The organism is Arthrobacter sp. E3, assembly GCF_017353415.1.
Taxonomy (GTDB): Bacteria; Actinomycetota; Actinomycetes; order Actinomycetales; family Micrococcaceae; genus Specibacter.
The window spans coordinates 1-17,047 of the sequence record NZ_JAFMPX010000037.1 but is presented as its reverse complement, the minus strand read 5'-3'; the positions used below and the strand labels follow the sequence as shown (position 1 = coordinate 17,047).

Sequence of the window (17,047 nt, the reverse complement as noted above, 5' to 3'; positions counted from 1 at the left end):
TGAAGACTCTAGTCTGCGGGAGCGGCTTGGGCCCGTACAGCCTTTGCCTGCTTGGCTGAGCCAAAGCTTGAATAGTCCGCTTCCCCTGGGGTTCCCCAGACGACAAGCATTTTCAGTGGCCCGTCTCCCGTGTTGCGCAGATCATGAGACGTCCCCACACGGGCCAGGACCGAATCTCCGGTGGCAATGTTGAACGTCTCGTCATCGACACGCATGCACCCGGAACCTTCGAGAACGATGTAGATTTCCTCCAGCGCAAGATCTTTCTCGGTGTGTGCATGCATGCCCTCGAATCCGCCCGGCGGTAGTTCCCAGGTTTGCACCGCGACCGGCAGCTCCGATTGGCCATAAAAATGCCATTGGACACGCACCGGCGAGCCCTCGTGAAGCTGATAGTCAAAATCATGGTCACCGGATCGTTCAAGCATCTTCACTCCTTGGTTCGTTGACCGCAGTTTACCAAGGGCGCCTTGGGACCTCGTTTCCGATGCTTCGTTGCTTCACTCTGCGGTTGAGCTGTCCCGGGATTTCATATTCGGAGAGTCTCAAGGATGGAGCCGTGGTGGCCAATGGCCTCCGGGGTGCTTCCACTGCCTGCAACATAGCGGTCGGGGCGGATAAGCAGTACACGGTTGTCCGGTGAAATATCGGTCACTACAGTGCCCTGGATCTCGAAGACGAGGAACACAACTGGCATGCCGCGCCAACACGCAGCGTCAACGTCAGGCCTGGTTTCTCCAGCTCTCCCCCACACAACCCAGCACCAGCCGGTCGAGGGTAGTTCGCCGTAGAGGCGCCCGCCCCCAGGCAACCGTGGATTGCTCAATCGTTGGCCGGCACCTTTTGCGGATGACAAGGAACCGCTCGAGTAGGCCAGTTCAAGCATCCCGGCTGTGCGCCCAAGTTTTGCCTGAACGGCTGGGCGCCTCAAGATCCAGGGTGAGAGACGCCCAACAACACGGCGGATTGAACTGCGTCGGGTGGTCAGTGCCGCAGTTACCCGGGCAACGCCGTTGACCATGCTTCTGGCCGTAGGCCGCCGCTCCTGTTCATAGCTGTCCAGAAGCTCCTCCGCCGCCTCGGGGGAAGCCATGAGGTCCACCATGGAGAGCTTCCAGATCAAGTTGTGCGCATCCTGGACTCCGGCGTTGAGGCCCTGTCCTCCGACCGGGCTGTGGACGTGGGCTGCATCGCCTGCCAGAAAGACACTGCCCTTGCGGTAGTGGTCAACCAATCCGTGGCTTAGATTGAACTGCGACGTCCACGTCACATCATGGCTTCCAAATTCCAAGCCCGTGCGCTGACGAATCAAGTCATCCAAAAAGCCTGCGTCGATGCGCAGACGTGTTCCTTTGGCTTGAGTGGGTACGTGGGCGATGATGCGCCACCGGTCCACTTCCGGCATCGGAACCACAAGCAGCAGGCCATCCGGGTCCAGGTGCACGCGACCTTCGTCTTGGGGAATCGGCAAGGCGCTTTTGACGTCCGCGAGGACAAACGTTGCCCCGGCATCACGGCGTTGAAGCCGGAGCCCAACTTGGTCACGAACTCGGCTGCGCCCTCCGTCACAGCCAACCAGCCAGCGTGACGTGATCTTTTCGCTGTCACCTTCACCCTGCATCAAGGCCTCGATGCCACGGTCCGTCTCGCGCAGTTGGTCAAGAGACGTCCCCCATTCCACTGCACCCCCAAGATAGCTGAGGTGGTCTTCCAAGACTTGTTCAGTGGCGTCCTGCGGAATGGAGAGCCAATACGGGTAGGCGGTGTCTCCCCAGGGCAGCCCGAGCAGGTCCACACGGGTCGCTTGGCGGGCGGAACCGGCGTACACATTCAGGGCCGCAAACGGGACTCCCTTGGCGAGCATGGCGTCGGCGACCCCCATGACCGCGAAGACTTCCATGGTGCGCGCATGCGTGACAAGTGCTTTGGAGTGCGTTGAGCGGCCAGGTTTGTGGTCGATGATTCGCACGCTCAGGCCGAGGCGCAGGGCTTCGCAAGCCGCGGTCAGTCCAGTGGGGCCCGCCCCCACCACCAGAACATCTACGTCGGACGTGTTTCGGGGATTAGCTGCGGAGAGCGGGCTGTTGGATGGGCGATGGTTCATACAAAAAAGCCTATCAGCAAAACGATACATTGATGTATCAGTTTTTCAATCGGTCACTAACATTGACTACGACAAATGCGGGGGCTGGCCCCTGGCGCCGATAGTCTGGACACACATCCTCAAGTTCGGACCAACCCCATGAAAGGCCCCATGGAAAGCCCCAGCCCAGTGGCAGTTACGCGCATTGATGTGGACCGCCATCGTCGAGCCCTGCTTGCGGCTGCAGCCGAGGAGCTCTCCCGCAACCCGGAATCCTCCATGGCGGACGTGGCTCAGGCCGCAAACTTGACAAGAGCTACCCTCTATCGACATTTCAGCAACCGTCAGACGCTGCTCGAGGCAATCCAAACGGAAGCCCTCACCCGTGCAGGGCAGACGCTGACCGACTGCCGGCTCGAAGACGGAAATGCCCTCGAAGCCCTCAAGCGCGTGGTGTCCGCACTGAGCAAACACGGAATGCGCTTTCGTATCATTCTCATAAGGGCCCCCGAACACAACGCACCATTCCTCACCCGGCGCGAGCAGATCCTCTCGCCCATAATTGAGGTTGTCAGGCGAGGCCAGGCCGAGGGTGACATCCGCACAGACCTTTCCCCCGAGTGGATCCTCACTGCTTTAAAGTCCCTCCTTATGGCGGCCGTTCGGGATGCCCCGGCCACAAAACAGTCCGACATGGACGTCGCCGAGCTGATCTTCCGCACCCTGATCGACGGCATCTCCACGGCAGACCGGGCAGCTCCTGCAAAAGAATAGGCATGATTGTTTCGTTGACCCTCTGGGTGTTGTCCGTGGAACGGAAGCGCCAAGCAGGCCACCAAACCACCTTCAACTCGCCGACCGCCTAGTGTCCGCCGCGAGGTCTTGACAAGTATCCGAACCAGGACGATCCTAAAAAGAAGGATCATAGTTTTTAGAGTTTATTGATCCTTGCATCCAGTTGCTTCCACTTCGATGAAGGACATGTCATGTTGTACGCACTCTCAGCGACCACCCACATCCCAGCACGCACAGTGGGGCAGCCCCGGACTCATGCACTCACTCGTGCGGGTGGTTTGCTCGCTGCAACCGCCTTGGCCGCAGTCCTGCTGCTCGCTCCTCCGTATTCCCAGACACCTGTTCCGGCCGGGCTGTCTGCAGCGGTCAGCGGGACTGCACAACTTGTTGAAAACACCAGCGTCGTAGCCGGGCCGACTTTCGTTGTAACGAAGGGGCAAAAGGGGTAGCCACCGCGGTCGGCGTTGGCGAACCCAAATGCAGGTCAAAAAATCTCGGCCGGTCTGGTGCATTTACCAGGCCGGTCGAGATTTCAGGGTTTTCCATCCTCGGGCAGGGACCCCCTTTTATGGGCGCGCGATGGTGATGGTCGTTCCGTTGCTGTCACCATCAGGGTCGCTGTTGGCCTTCGGCGCGTACGTTGACGAAGCCTTGACAACGTTGGTTACCGTGAACACCGTTTTGGTAGTGGAACGAGTGAGGGAGAAGTTTCCCAGTGTGCACGTGCCGTTGGCTGCGGTGGTGCAGATCAGCGTTCCCTTGTGGTTGGTGAATGTTCCGCTGACGGCTGCACCAGCCACTGCGGCCCCAGCCGAGTTCACAACGGTGGCGGTCACCTTAGGTTGCCACTTTCTGATAGATGAAGCGGCCGTGGTGGAATTATCCAGATCCCCGACATGAATCACCACTGGAGTTGGCGTGGGTGTCGGCGTGGGTGTCGGCGTGGGTGTTGGCGTGGGAGTTGGAGTGGGGGTCGGCGTGGTTATGGTCGGGTAGTTGAGCGTGAGAGTCGCTTGGCTTTGATCCCAGACTGACCCGGTTTTCTCGACTAGATAGGCCGTGAATGAGGTGCTCGTCATGGAATTGGCGAGCTCGAAGTTGCCAAGCGCGCATGTGCCATCTGCTGCGGTAACACAACTGGTCAGTCGGTTCACGATGTCCGCATCGGGGAACTGACCGGTTACCTTTGCGCCGGAGACGAACGCTCCCGTCGCATCCTTCAGCACGACGGTTACTTTCGGGGCCCACATTCCCGGGGAGGAAGTGACGCTGGTGTCACGCAAGCTGTCGATGTGGATGACCGGCGCAAAATTGGCGCAAGAGCCGACTTGGAAGTAGTTTGGCGCGGTCTCGGCCAGTGAGACCTGGGTGTCGGCGGTTGCAGGACCTATGAGCTGGTGTGAGCCGGTGGCATAAAGGATAGTACCGGTGGAATCCAGGTAAACCAGCGGGCTACCCTTCATCATGTAGCCGTTGGTCCCCCAGTCCGTACAGACAAAATTGGGGCCCTTCGTCATCACCAAGGCGGAGGAGGTTGTGCTGCCGAAGACGGACGTGATGGTGTCCGGGCTGGAGACGAGACCGCTGACCCGGTACGAGGTGGTGGTGCCGTCGGCGCCGTTGAAAGTCACGCCGGCAGTTCCCGCTGTGCTGTACTGGAAGGTACCCGAGGCGGCCGGACACCAAGCGTCGGCGTAGTCGGGATACACCTGACAGCTTGAAGTGTAGGTGCCGTTGCTGTTGAGCGTCAGTTGACCGGTTCCACCATGCGAGACGGTCCATTGCCCATCGATGGATGTCACTGCCTGGGCCGGTTGCGGTGCAGCCATCACGGCAATGGCGAGGGCCAGCGCGGAGGCCAGTGCAAGCAGAAGGCCCAAGCGCCTCCACTGGGGGCGGTGCCGCGACGCATCCGGCGGTTCACCACGTGTGGGTGTGCTTGCAAACAAAGAATTAGACATGATATTCCTTCCATCGGGTCAGCAGTGGAGGTGGAACAAGGTGGCGGGCCGATTCTAACATTAAAAACTATTAGCTTTAGAATGACGCCATCGAACTCAACTGTCAACAGTCATTGGTTATAGACTTGGGAGGGCAGAACCAGCCAGCCACCGCAGTTCGAATTTGTGAGTAGGGCCCTCAGATCTGTTTGCCAGCACCGCTCAATGAGATGCTGTACGAACAGCTTTCGACTATCGCCAGAAAAAGGAACTGCCATGGGTGCTCGCATGAACAAGAAACTCTACGAGACCGAATTGAAACGGCTGCAGGCACAGCTCGTGGAGATGCAGGCATGGGTGCAGTCGACCGGAGCGCGCGTCGTGGTGATCTTCGAGGGAAGGGACGGCGCAGGCAAGGGCTCCGCCATCAAGCGGGTCACCGAGTACCTCAACACGCCCGCGTTGCACGAATCGTCGCCCTGCCCACACCCAGCGAGCGGGACAAGACGCGGTGGTACTTCCAGCGGTATGTCTCACACCTGCCGGCGGCCGGGGAGATCGTGATGATGGACCGCTCCTGGTACAACCGGGCCGGCGTCGAGAAGGTCATGGGGTACTGCACGAATGCCGAGTACCACCGCTTCCTCCACCAGACGCCGATTTTCGAGCGGATGCTGGTCGAAGACGGCATCATCTTGTTGAAATACTGGTTCAGCGTTTCCGACGTCGAGCAGGAGAACCGTTTCCGCTCCCGTGGCGAGGATCCGATGCGGCGCTGGAAGCTCAGCCCCAATGACATGCTCTCCATCACGAAATGGGAGGACTATTCACGGGCGAAGGACACCATGCTGGTGCATACCGACATTCCCGAGGCTCCCTGGGTGGGCGTCGACGGGGACGACAAACGGCGTGCACGCATCAACATGATCGCCCATCTGCTCACCCAAGTGCCGTTCGAACAAATGAATCGGGAAGTGGTCGTCATCCCCCAACGTCCACCATCGGGCGGCTACGAACGCCCGCCACTGGATGAGATCACGTTCGCACCAGACCATGCAGCCGACGTCGAACTTCAGCACGCAAAACATCCCAAGCGCAAATCCGCAGCCAAGAAAACGCAGTAGGAGACTTAGCCGACGGTCCGCCTGAAATAAGGCCCCGCTCAGACCACGTCAGGGGCAGGAGCCACCACCACGTTGGTGCCGGCTTCACGGAACGCGGCGAGCTGCTCTTCGGTGACCCCTGAGTCCGTGATCAGATTCTGGAACGTGTCCTCCTCCATGGTGGCGAAGGCACGCTTGCCAATCTTGGAGGCGTCGGCCAGGATGTATGCCTCCGAGGCGCGCCGCGCCATGCGTGAATTCACCGACGCCTCAGCCTCGTCATTCGTGGTGGGTGCGGCGCCGGGCTCTATGCCGTTGACGCCGATGAAGGCGAAGTCCAGTGCCACCCTTTGCAGGATGCTGTCCGCATAGGGTCCCACCAACTCGTAGGATCGCGGGTTCACGATGCCGCCGGTGACCATGATCTTGAAGTTCGGCCTGATGGCCAGCTGAGCCGCAATGTTGATGGCATTCGTGACAACCGTCAACGTGGGACGGTTGGAATGCACCATCAGGTCTTCACGGGTGGAGAGCACCTGCGCCAGCGCCGTGCTGGTGGTGCCGCCACACAACCCGATCACGGCGCCCTTCGGGATCAAGGCACTGGCCGCATGGGCAATTTGCTGCTTTTGGGCAGCGTGGTCGTCCCGGTTGTACCGCCCTGGAAGGTCGTAGGAAACAGATCCGCTGGTGGCACCGCCACGGGTGCGCGTCAGCAGCCGCTCGTTGGCCAGGGAGTCCAGGTCCCGGCGAGCGGTGGCCGGTGAAACTCCCAACTTCTCCACAATTTCGTCGACTTCCACCTGCCCATCAGCGGCCAAAAGGTCCAGGATGGCGGTGAGGCGCTCAGTTCTGTTCATGTGATTCTCCCGGGGCGGCCGTGCTGGCCATCGTGTGTGGTGCGTGCCGTTAGGCCGCGTGGGCAAACAAGGAAAGCAGCCGTGCAACTTCCGGGATCAGCGCGGCACGGCCGGCTCCCAAGTACTTGCGCGAATCCACGACGGCGGGATTCTCATCCAGGTACTCGCGCACGGCGCGGGTAAAGAAGCCGTTCAGGTGGGTGGAGACATTGATCTTCGTCATGCCCGCGGCAATGGCGGCCACAATGTTCTCATCCGAGACACCCGAGGAGCCGTGCAGCACCAACGGCACGTCCAAGGCTGCCTTGAGCTCGGCGATGCGGTCCAGGTTCAACGCCGCGCTGCGCTCGGTCATGGCGTGTGAGGAACCCACCGCAACGGCCAGGGCGTCCACACCGGTGGCCGCCACAAATGCTGCCGCTTCGGCAGGATCGGTCAGCACGCCGGGTGCATGCGCGCCGTCCTTGCCGCCGACCTTGCCCAACTCAGCTTCCACATACACGCCGCGCTCATGCGCATAGGCGGCAACGCGGGCTGTCACTTCAACGTTTTGCTCGTACTCGAAGTGCGCGCCGTCGTACATGATGGAGCCAAAACCCAAGTCCACGGCCTCGCGGGCCAGGTCCTCGTCCTCGGCGTGGTCCAGGTGCACAGCCACGGGCACACTTGCCTTGCGAGCTGCGGCCAGCGAAGCCAAAGCCACCGGCTCCAGTCCGCCGTGATACTTGGCGCAGTTTTCTGAAATCTGCAGGATAACTGGGCGCCCTGCCGCTTCGGCGCCGCCAATGAGGCCTTCGAGCGTCTCCAAGTGGATGACGTTGAAGGCGCCCTGGCCAATGCCGGCCTTGGCAGCCAGGTCCATGATGTCGCGGGTGTTGGTCAATGCCATGAAGGGTTCCTTAGTGGTCTGTGATGATGAGTTGGTCGGCCAGTTCCGCGAAACGCGGGGAAATTTCCCCGGCCCCTGGCATGAGTACGGCGGCGGCACTCCAAGCCGTGGCGTTGCGCAGGATCTCACGCAGGTCTTCCACACCGTTGGCAAGTGCGACGGCGGCCGCGCTCACCGCCGCGTCGCCGGCGCCCGTGGGGTTCCCGCTTAGCGGTGCCGGCAGCTTAGCCTGAATGTAAGTGGTGGGTGCGTCGGCGCTGAAGGCCAGCATGCCGTCCTCGCCAACGCTGACCAGCACACGCTTGGCACCCAGGTCCATGAGCTTGCGCGCAGCCAGGACAAGGTCCTTCTCGCCAACAGCTTCCATGAGCTCGTGGTTGTTGGGCTTGAGAAGATCGGCGCCGGCCTTGGCCGCGGCCAAGATGCCGCTGCCGGAGGTGTCGATGATGGCGGGGACGCCGGCGCCGTGCGCCAATGCAACCAGTGCCGGGTAGAAATCCGCCGGCGCCTGCTCCGGGAGGGAGCCGGAGCCCACCAGCACACCCGGGCGCCTCACGCCGTCGGACGTCTGCACACCGCCCAGGTGATCGACGACGGCCGCTGCCAGCCCCTGCCATTCGGCGCCGGTGAGCGCGGGGCCCACTTCGTTGAAAATGCTGGTGGTGTTGTCCGCAGCGGTATCGACCAAGGCGATGGTGCGGCGCGTGGCTGCCGTGACCGGAACGAGGTCGTGCAGCATCCCGGAGGCCACCAGGTCCGCACGCAGCTGTTCACCGGCCGGGCCGCCGGCCGTTGCCAGGGCGAGGGTTGGGTGACCGAGCTGGTGTGCCACGCGGGAAACGTTCAGACCCTTTCCGCCAGCGCGGTACAAGGGGGTGGGAACCCGGTGGGATGAGCCCAGATTGATGCCGTCCACGGTGTACGTGACGTCAACAGCCGGGTTGGGGGTGACGGTCAAAACCACATTGTTGGCGGGTGTTGTGCTCATGCTGGCTCCTGCGCGACTGTTGGTTGAGGGGAGTTTTCGGTGGCACGCATGCTGCGGGCTTTCAAGGCTGATCCGATGAGCCCGGCGTTTTCGCCTAGGGCTGCATGGAGGTATTCCGGGCGGCGGTGGAAGGTGAGGAGTTCATCAACACGCGCCGCCAGAGCGTCAAAGAGAGGAGCGCCAGCCATGGACAGCCCGCCCCCGAGAACAACTGTTTCCGTACCCAGGATGGAAACACATTGGGCAACGCCGAATGCCAAGGCGTCGACGGCGTCCTTCCAGACATTTTCCGCGGTCTGATCCCCGGCCGCGGCGCGTGCCAAAACCTCCCGGGCGCCTGCCACGGGCTCCCCCGTGGCCTGCGTATAGCGCCGTGCAATGGCGCCAGCGGAGCCCAAGGATTCCATGATGGCGAGCTTGCCATCGGGGCCGGGCACCATGGCGTGGCCAATTTCTCCGGCGTAGCCTCCGCCAGCAACACGCCTGCCGTCGCACATCACGGCGGCTGCAATGCCAGTACCTATCACCAGGACCAGGACATCGCTTCTGCCCACGGCGGCTCCGAGCCGGAATTCTGCTTCCCCGGCCATGCCGACGTCGTGCCCGAATCCTACTGGCAGGCCCAGGGACTGCGTCAGCGTGGCTGCGAACGGAAAGTCGTGCCATCCAAGATTCGCTGAATACACGCCAACGCCTGCGGCTTCATCCACGATGCCCGGCACTGTGACACCCACAGCGGAAATGTTCAGCTGCGGGTGGCTTTGCCGGTATTCCGCGGTAAGTTCAGTGATTCTGGCGCAAACACTTTCACCGGAGCGGGCGCCGTCGAGCGGGGTGGGGTGGCGCTGTAGATCGCGCACTTCAACCTCTCCCTGGCTGACGTCGCCCAGAATGAGCCCAACCTTCATGTCCGTGCCGCCGACGTCGAAGGCCAGGACAGCATCATCCAAGGGCGCAGCGGCTGCGTCTGCACTGTCAATCAGAGTATTCATGAAGATTGTTTTCCTTCAGCGGGCACTGCCCACGCCCTTGTCACATGCGGGTTCAGTGCATTCTTTACAGCAACATATTTACAGCGGCACAGCGGCCATGGGCGCCCCGTCCCCACAGGGAAGCGGGGCGCCCATCAGTTTAGCCGGAGCTCTGGCGCAACCGGCGGAATTAGTCGCTCAGGATGACCGAGCGTGACAGGTTGCGCGGCAGGTCCGGGTTCATGCCCCGGGCGCGGGCACGCTCCAGGGTGACACGGTGCACGCGGGCCAGCTCGGCCAGGGGGTGCGTGGTGGTCTTGATGTACAGCGCACCGGTCTTGGCAACGTCCTTGTCAAGGCCTTCGGGCTGCTCGCCGAACATCCAGGTGACACGGTTCGGTGCTGCGATGGAGATGGGGCCGTGGCGGTATTCCTTGGCCGGGTAGGACTCGGTCCAGCCCTGCACTGCTTCGCGCATCTTCAGGCCGGCTTCGTGGGCCAAGCCAACGGTCCAGCCGGTGCCCAGGAACGTGAACTGCTCGGCGTCGATGAGTTCCTGCTCCACAGGCGTGATGACTGCGGACTTGGCATCCTCGACGGCGGCTCTGAGGTCCATGCCGACACTGGTCAGCAGGTAGGTCAGGGCGGTGGTGGCAAAGCGGGTCTGCACCACGGACTGCTCGTCGGCGTAGGGAAGTTCTACGATTGCGTCTGCCAACGTCATGATCGGGGAGGTCAAATCGCCAACCAGGGCCACCGTGCGGACGGTGCCCTTGATGGCCGTCAGGATTTCCAGCACTTCAGTGGTCGTGCCTGAGCGGGTGATGGCGATGACGGCGTCGTAGCCGCGGTCGGCGCCAAGGAAAGCCTCGGAGGCGGCGAACGCGTCAGTGACACCCTTGCCTGCGGACTCACGGGCTGCGGCGTAGCTCTGTGCCATGAACCATGAGGTGCCGCAGCCGATGACTGCAACGCGCTGGCCGTCGGCCGGGAGCAGGTTCTCGCTCTTTGCCTGGGCAATGGCCTGTGCCCATACTTCAGGCTGGCTTGTCAGTTCGGCGTCCATGAAGGGGCCAAGTACTGTGTTGTCGCTGCTGTCGCTCATGCTTCGCATTCTCCTTGTTTGGGGTTCCAGCGGCGCCGCGAACGGCCGGCTGAAGTTGTCGGGACTATGAACCACAATAGCAGCTAATGATCGTATCTGGCTATAAAACATCAGATTCAATCATTAGGCCCTAGCCAAAAGGACCACTTTTCCGGATCTGCGCCGAAGTCGCGAAATGTTTGTACAACAGATCACAAGTTCCGAAACCGTGCACTAATGTTATCGATAACAGTGTGAGGTGGCTCATGAAAGTGCCCGCGCTGGCTTTGCATCATCACCAACAAGCGCGCTACATGGCGCTCACACCCGCAACAAAAAAATGTTCAAGGAGATCTTGATGTCACTCGCTCGACACCAACGCAAGTGGTTGGGGATGGGGATCGCCGGCGCAGTCATGGCCAGCACCATCGTTCCCGCCGCTGCGGCAATTCCTGCCTACGCGGCAGATGGAACGGCGGTGATTACCTCTGGAACGCTGTCCGTTGAGGTCTCCACCGCGTTCCCCCAAGCGCTGAACTACACGCTTGGCGCCAAGACGATGACCGGCGCCACCGCCGTCGCCACCAAAATTCGCATCAATGGCGTGGACCAAAACGTCACCGTGACCTCCAAGGTCAATCCGGACGGTACGTCGATCGACTACAACATCGCGGTTCCGGGCATGGACGGAGTGAGCCTTAAGGCGAAACTGGCCGTGGACAAGAACGTCCTGACGTTCAACATCACCGAGATCAAGGAAACAGGCTCCGCCAAGGTCAACCGTATCCAGATCCTCGATCAGGACCTGGTAACACTCTCCTCGGCCCAGCCCGGCGCAACACTGGCCACAGCGGTAGTCTCCGTTGACCGCGCCAGGTCCGGTGACACCATCACCGCACTCACCGCCGCCACGCCTGTTGATGATGCAGCCAAGACATCCATGGTGGCCATCGCCAACACGACGGATCTGGCCGCGAGCTTTGAGAGCAACTCGATGTACGACGGCGCCTACGGTGCCCCGGACAACGGCCTCGCCGGTGCCGACAAGGGCCGGATCTGGCGCCAGGTCAAGAGCGACGGCGCCAACAAGAAAGTGGGCTTCTCCTCCGGCGCCTGGCTGTACCGTGCCAAGGACTCAACCGAGACCGAACCCCTACCCATGGCCAAGGTGGTCATCACCGGTGACGTCAACTCCGACGGAAACGTTGACTGGCAGGACGGCGCCATCGCCTCCCGCGACATTCAGATCAAGCCCTATGGCTGGGAGGATGTGAAGAACCGCGTGGTTCAGACCATCCCGTTCAACTTTGCCAGCCAGGCTACCAACCCGTTCCTGCGCACCTTGGACGATGTCAAGCACGTGGCGCTGGCCACGGACGGGCTCGGCCAGTATTCACTGGAGAAGGGCTTCACCTCGGAGGGCCACGACTCGGCCAACACCGACTTTGACGGCAACTTCAATGTGCGCGCCGGTGGACTCGAAGACATGAACACCATGTTGGAGCAGGCCAAGAAGTTTGGCGCAACGTTCAGCGTGCACATCAACAACACCGAGGCGTACCCCTCCGCCCACTCGTTCAACGAACAGTTCATAAAGCAACCGCCGCAGAAGAACTGGAACTGGCTCGAGCAGGCATACATCATTGACCAGCGCCACGACGTGCTCTCCGGCGACCAGAAGGTCCGTCTCGACGGGATGGCCAAGTCAGTCAATGACAACCTGACTGCCAACTACGTTGACGTGTACTACGAATCAGGCTGGGTGGGCGAGCGCATGCAGCGCAACTTGATCAACGCAGGCTACTCTGTCTCCTCGGAATGGGCCGACTCCATGGTGCGCAACAACACCTGGTCGCACTGGGCCGTGGATGAGAATTACGGCGGCAGCACCAACAAGGGCTGGAACTCGGAAATCCTGCGCTTCTCGCAGAACACCCAGCGCGACACCTGGAACCCCGATCCGCGCCTGGGCACCCCGCACCTTGTGGAGTGGCAGGGTTGGACAGGGCAGAACAACTACAACAACTTCCTGAAGAACGTGTGGGACAACAACGTCCCGGCCAAGTTCCTCCAGCAGCAGGAAATCACCACGTGGACGCCCGAAGCCATCACGCTCGAGAACAACCTGCGCGTCACCGGCACCACACTGGACAACCGCATCATCACCCAGGACGGGTCCAAGGTCCTGGAAGGGCACAACTACCTGCTCCCCTGGTCCAGCGACTTGGTTCAGTTCGGTGAAGAGGCCGTGAACAACACCAACGACCAGACCAAGCTGTACAACTACAGCCGGGACGGCAGCGCCCAGGACTGGAAACTGACCTCAGCCTTCGCCACGCAGAGCACCCTGAAGCTCTATGAGCTCACCGACCAGGGCCGTAAATTCGTCCAGGATGTGCCCGTTGTTGCCGGCGGCATCACCCTGAATCCCAAGGCCAACACGGCCTATGTCCTGGCGCCGACCTCCGCACTGGCGACGGTTCCGACCAACGACAACGCTGACTGGGGCCATGGCACCGGCATCAAGGATCCCGGCTTCAACTCCGGCAACCTCAACGCCTGGGCAGCCCAAGGCGATGCCACCCTGAGCACCTCCGCCAAGGGCCTGAGCAGCGTGAAGTTTGGCGCAGCTGCCTCCAGCATCACCCAGAAACTGGCTCCCTTGGACAAGGGCACCTATTCCGTCAGTGCCTGGGTTGAGATTGACCCGACGCTGGAAAGCAAGGAAAAGTTCCCGCGTGGCAAGCGCGAGACCACCCTTGAAGCGACCGTGTCAGGCAAGGCCGCGGTGAAGAACACCACCAACTCCTCGGCACTGTTCAACACAGTTGCCGCGGACCAGAAGAACCGCACCTACAGCCAGCGCGTGCGGGTGCTGATCGACGTCGCTAATAACGGCGAGGCCCCCACCGTCAAGTTCTCCGCTCCAGCAGGGGCAACGGCAGTGTTGATTGACGACTTCCGCGTAGTCAAGACGGAACATGTCAGCGCCGCCGACGTGGTTTCCGATTCGCCGTCAGGGGCTGTCCTGGCCGAAGACTTTGAAAACGTTGACCAGGGTTGGGGACCGTTCGTGAAGGGCAACGCCGGCGGCATCACCGATCCGCGCACACACCTTGCCCCCATCCATGCCCCGTACACGCAGAAGGGCTGGAACAACAAGCCCATCGACAACGTCTTGGACGGCAACTTCAGCCTGCTCTCCCACGAGGAAAACGGCGGTCTGGTGTACCGGACCACTCCGGCGACCATGCCGTTCAAGCAGGGTCACGACTATGAAGTCTCCTTCGACTACCAGTCGGCCAAGGCCGGCGAATACGCCTGGGTGGGCGGCTACGACGGAGCAGCGGGAGCTGTGCAGACGCAGTCAACTCCTGTCCCGCTCATGCAGGAGACAACACGCTGGGTGCAGAACTTCACTGCATCGGCCTGTGGTGACAGCTATGTGGGCCTGCTGCGAAGTGGAACCACAGCAGCTGATTTCTCCCTGGACAACCTGTTGATTCGTGACTTGGGTGAGTCCACCAAGACCCCGGCCTGCGCCCAGCTGTCACTGGCACAAACCGGACCCATCATTGAACAGGGCACGGACAACGAGTTCACCACCACGTTGGTCTCCAACGAGCCGGCCCCGGTCAACAACGCATCGGTAACCCTCGAACTGCCGGCGGGCTGGACCGCCACGGCGACCACCCCCAGCACGGCTGCTTCGATGGCACCGGGGGCAACACTCATCACCAAGTGGAACGTGCTGGCGCCCGCGTCAGCCGATGGAAACTACAACATCAAGGCCAAGTCCAGCTACACCACCACGGTGGCTCCCATTGGGGCCCGCGTGGCGGAAACAACACTGGGCGCCTACACCATGCCGCACCCGCCCACCCAGGACACCTATGCCTCGGACATGCAGTGGATTGGCACACCCGACAACGGTTGGGGTCCGGCAGAGAAGGACCTGAGCAACGGCGAGCAGGGCGAAAAGGATGGCAAGGCACTCACGCTTGACGGCAAGACCTACAGCAAGGGCCTGGGCGTTCACGCAGCATCGAAGATCAAGTACTTCGTCGGTGCACAGTGCTCGGCCTTCACCGCACTCATCGGTGTTGACGATTTCCAGGGCACCAAGGGATCGGTCATCTTCAAGGTGCTCGGCGACGGGGAAGAGCTTTACAACTCCGGCGTCATGACCGGTGCCACACCCGCCAAACCGATCGACGTCAAACTCAACGGCGCCAAGTACATCGAACTGGTGGTTGACCCCAACGGCAGCAACGGCAACGACTGGGCTGACTGGGCCGACGCCATGTTCCGCTGCTCCGACGACACACCGGCAGTGGAGCTGGCCCCCGTGGTCAACCCCGCCGGTCCGCTGCAGCAGGGCAAGACCTATACGGTTACCGTTGGTGACTTGTTGGCCGGCTCCGAGGCAACCTTCTCACTCGGCACCACCGAGTTGGGCAAGGCAACAGCCAACGACGACGGCGTGGCCACCTACAGCTACAACGTTGCCGCAGACGCAGCGCTCGGCGCCGCCAGCATCAACGTGGCAGGCACCGACAGCAACTCCAAGGCTGCCACGGGCTCCGTGTCCATCAGCATTGTTGGGGCACAGCCTGCCGGACCCACCAAGGACACGTTCGCCAGTGACTTGGAGTTCGTGGGCACCCCCGCCAACGGATGGGGTCCCGTGGAGCGCGATTTGAACAATGGTGAAAACGGCGAGGGCGACGGCACACCGATCACCCTTGACGGCACGGTCTACGAAAAGGGCCTTGGCGTGCATGCAACATCAAGTGTCCGCTTCTACCTGGGCGCCCAATGCACCACGTTCACCGCATTGGTGGGCATCGACGACGCGAAGCTGCCCAAGACCCACCGCGGCAACGTTGTCTTCTCCGTAGTTGGGGACGGCGCAAAGCTGGCAGAGTCACCGCAGCTGACCGTTGATGACGCAGCGTTCGCCCTCACCGCGGACGTCACCGGGGTCAACTATGTTGACCTCAACGTTGAAAAGGTGGCAGTTGCCGGTCTCACCGGTGACGAATGGGCTGACTGGGCCAACGCCAAGTTCAGCTGTGGCGATGAAGTTCCTGCCCTGACGCTGGTTCCCACTGTTGAGGGCGGCAACGCCGTCGTGCAGGGTTCCACGCATCAGGTCACAGTGGCTGACCTGTTGGCTGGCTCCGACGCCAGCCTGACGTTCGGTGGTGGCGCAGCCATCAAAGCAGTGGCCAACGCTGCAGGGGTTGCTACGTTCGCGCTGACCATTCCGGCCGATGCCGCTGTCGGGGCAGCCTCGCTGACCGTGACAGGCACCGACAAGAACGGCCAGTCCGCCACCGGCACTGCGAACCTTGCGGTGACGGCTAACGAAGTACCGGTCAAGCTGGCTATCACGGCTCCCGGTGAGCTGCAGATTGGCACGAAGGCAGCGATCAGCGTTTCCGGTCTCAAGGCTGGCGAAGAGGGCACTTTGACTCTGGGCTCGAAGGAACTTGGCAGGGCAACAGCCAACAACGACGGCGTGGCAAACTTCTCCGTGACCGTGCCGGAAGGCACGCCAACGGGCAACGCCACGTTGACCGTCTCGGGTCTGGGCTCCAACGGCCTGCCTGCAACGGGTACCTTGGCCGTAGTGGTCACGGCGGCTGACGAAACCGAGCCTCCGGCAGCGGCGGCCCTGGTTCCGACCCTGAACGTACCGGCAACCACGCTGAAGGCGGGAGACAAGGTCACCATCACGGTGGCCGACCTCGAAGCGGGCAGTTCATTGCGTGCCGAATTGCACTCGGCACCCGTTGAGCTGGGCAGTGCTCCAGCCGTAGCCAACGATGCCGGTGTGGCAACGTTGGAAGCAACCATCCCGGCTGACACCGCAGCAGGCGAACACCAGATTGTGGTGTTTGGAACGGATGCCGCCGGTCTGGACGCCACGGGTTCACTGGCTGTGGTGGTACTGCCAACCGGCACCACCGAACCGGGTGACAACTCGGGTGACAATTCGGGCGAAACCCCGGACAAGACACCAGGCGCCACCACACCTGACCAGACTCCTGGCGCCACTCCCGGCGCAGGCAACGGCACAGGGAACAACTCCGGTGCTACCACCGGAGGGGAACTCTCCCACACCGGCGCCAACGGTGTGCTGCCGATCCTGGGCATCGCCTTCCTGGCGCTGCTTGGCGGTGCGGCAACCATCCTGGTCCGCCGCCGTCGCAACCACGGCTAGGCAAGTAAGGCCAAGCACTGAATAAGAAGGGCGTGGGACTTGAAGAAATTCAAGTCCCACGCCCTTCTTGTGTTTGGCCTCTGCTGGGAAGAGCGGCGTGGTGGG

At 61.7% G+C, this 17,047-nt stretch carries 11 protein-coding genes and 1 pseudogene; 4 read left to right on the top strand and 8 right to left on the bottom strand.

Going from position 1 to position 17,047, the window contains the following annotated elements; genetic code table 11:
* Positions 1-8 precede the first annotated feature (8 nt).
* Both JMA46_RS13905 and JMA46_RS13900 read right to left on the bottom strand, forming a co-directional pair.
* A complete protein-coding gene (locus tag JMA46_RS13905; RefSeq protein WP_207345943.1) occupies positions 9-428 on the bottom strand; it encodes a cupin domain-containing protein in 420 nt (139 codons plus the stop codon).
* Positions 429-529: 101 nt separating this feature from the next.
* The gene (locus tag JMA46_RS13900; protein ID WP_207345942.1) at positions 530-2,104 is read right to left on the bottom strand and encodes an FAD-dependent monooxygenase; all 1,575 of its coding nucleotides are present in this window, start codon (positions 2,102-2,104) and stop codon (positions 530-532) included.
* 150 nt (positions 2,105-2,254) lie between these two features.
* Between JMA46_RS13900 and JMA46_RS13895 the strand changes: the two genes are divergently transcribed.
* Together JMA46_RS13895 and JMA46_RS13890 are read left to right on the top strand one after the other, a co-directional pair.
* Positions 2,255-2,857 (top strand): TetR/AcrR family transcriptional regulator, encoded by a 603-nt coding sequence (locus JMA46_RS13895; RefSeq protein WP_207345941.1) that lies wholly within the window; start codon positions 2,255-2,257, stop codon positions 2,855-2,857.
* 212 nt (positions 2,858-3,069) lie between these two features.
* On the top strand, positions 3,070-3,327 hold the full coding sequence (locus JMA46_RS13890) for a hypothetical protein (RefSeq protein WP_207345940.1): 258 nt from the start codon (positions 3,070-3,072) through the stop codon (positions 3,325-3,327).
* Positions 3,328-3,444: 117 nt separating this feature from the next.
* Here JMA46_RS13890 and JMA46_RS13885 read toward each other — a convergent pair whose 3' ends face one another.
* Entirely contained in the window at positions 3,445-4,839 is a 1,395-nt protein-coding gene (locus JMA46_RS13885; RefSeq protein WP_207345939.1) for a hypothetical protein, read from the bottom strand.
* A 267-nt stretch (positions 4,840-5,106) separates the two neighbouring features.
* Between JMA46_RS13885 and ppk2 the strand changes: the two are divergent.
* Positions 5,107-5,942 (top strand): annotated as a pseudogene (gene ppk2, locus JMA46_RS13880) (polyphosphate kinase 2).
* Positions 5,943-5,980: 38 nt separating this feature from the next.
* Here the strand turns inward: ppk2 and JMA46_RS13875 are convergent.
* The 5 genes from JMA46_RS13875 to JMA46_RS13855 form a co-directional block, all read right to left on the bottom strand.
* Positions 5,981-6,781, bottom strand: a complete 801-nt coding sequence (locus JMA46_RS13875; protein WP_207345938.1) for a DeoR/GlpR family DNA-binding transcription regulator — start codon at positions 6,779-6,781, stop codon at positions 5,981-5,983.
* 49 nt (positions 6,782-6,830) lie between these two features.
* A complete protein-coding gene (locus tag JMA46_RS13870; RefSeq protein ID WP_207345937.1) occupies positions 6,831-7,670 on the bottom strand; it encodes a class II fructose-bisphosphate aldolase in 840 nt (279 codons plus the stop codon).
* A 10-nt stretch (positions 7,671-7,680) separates the two neighbouring features.
* Positions 7,681-8,658, bottom strand: a complete 978-nt coding sequence (locus JMA46_RS13865) for a 1-phosphofructokinase family hexose kinase (RefSeq protein WP_207345936.1) — start codon at positions 8,656-8,658, stop codon at positions 7,681-7,683.
* A complete protein-coding gene (locus JMA46_RS13860) occupies positions 8,655-9,650 on the bottom strand; it encodes an ROK family protein (RefSeq protein ID WP_207345935.1) in 996 nt (331 codons plus the stop codon). Before JMA46_RS13860 ends, JMA46_RS13865 begins: the two co-directional genes overlap by 4 nt.
* A 169-nt stretch (positions 9,651-9,819) precedes the next feature.
* On the bottom strand, positions 9,820-10,734 hold the full coding sequence (locus tag JMA46_RS13855; RefSeq protein ID WP_207345934.1) for an SIS domain-containing protein: 915 nt from the start codon (positions 10,732-10,734) through the stop codon (positions 9,820-9,822).
* A gap of 337 nt (positions 10,735-11,071) precedes the next feature.
* Between JMA46_RS13855 and JMA46_RS13850 the strand changes: the two genes are divergently transcribed.
* Positions 11,072-16,942, top strand: coding sequence for an endo-alpha-N-acetylgalactosaminidase family protein (locus tag JMA46_RS13850; RefSeq protein ID WP_247647314.1), 5,871 nt, complete (start codon positions 11,072-11,074; stop codon positions 16,940-16,942).
* The last annotated feature ends 105 nt before the right edge of the window (positions 16,943-17,047 follow it).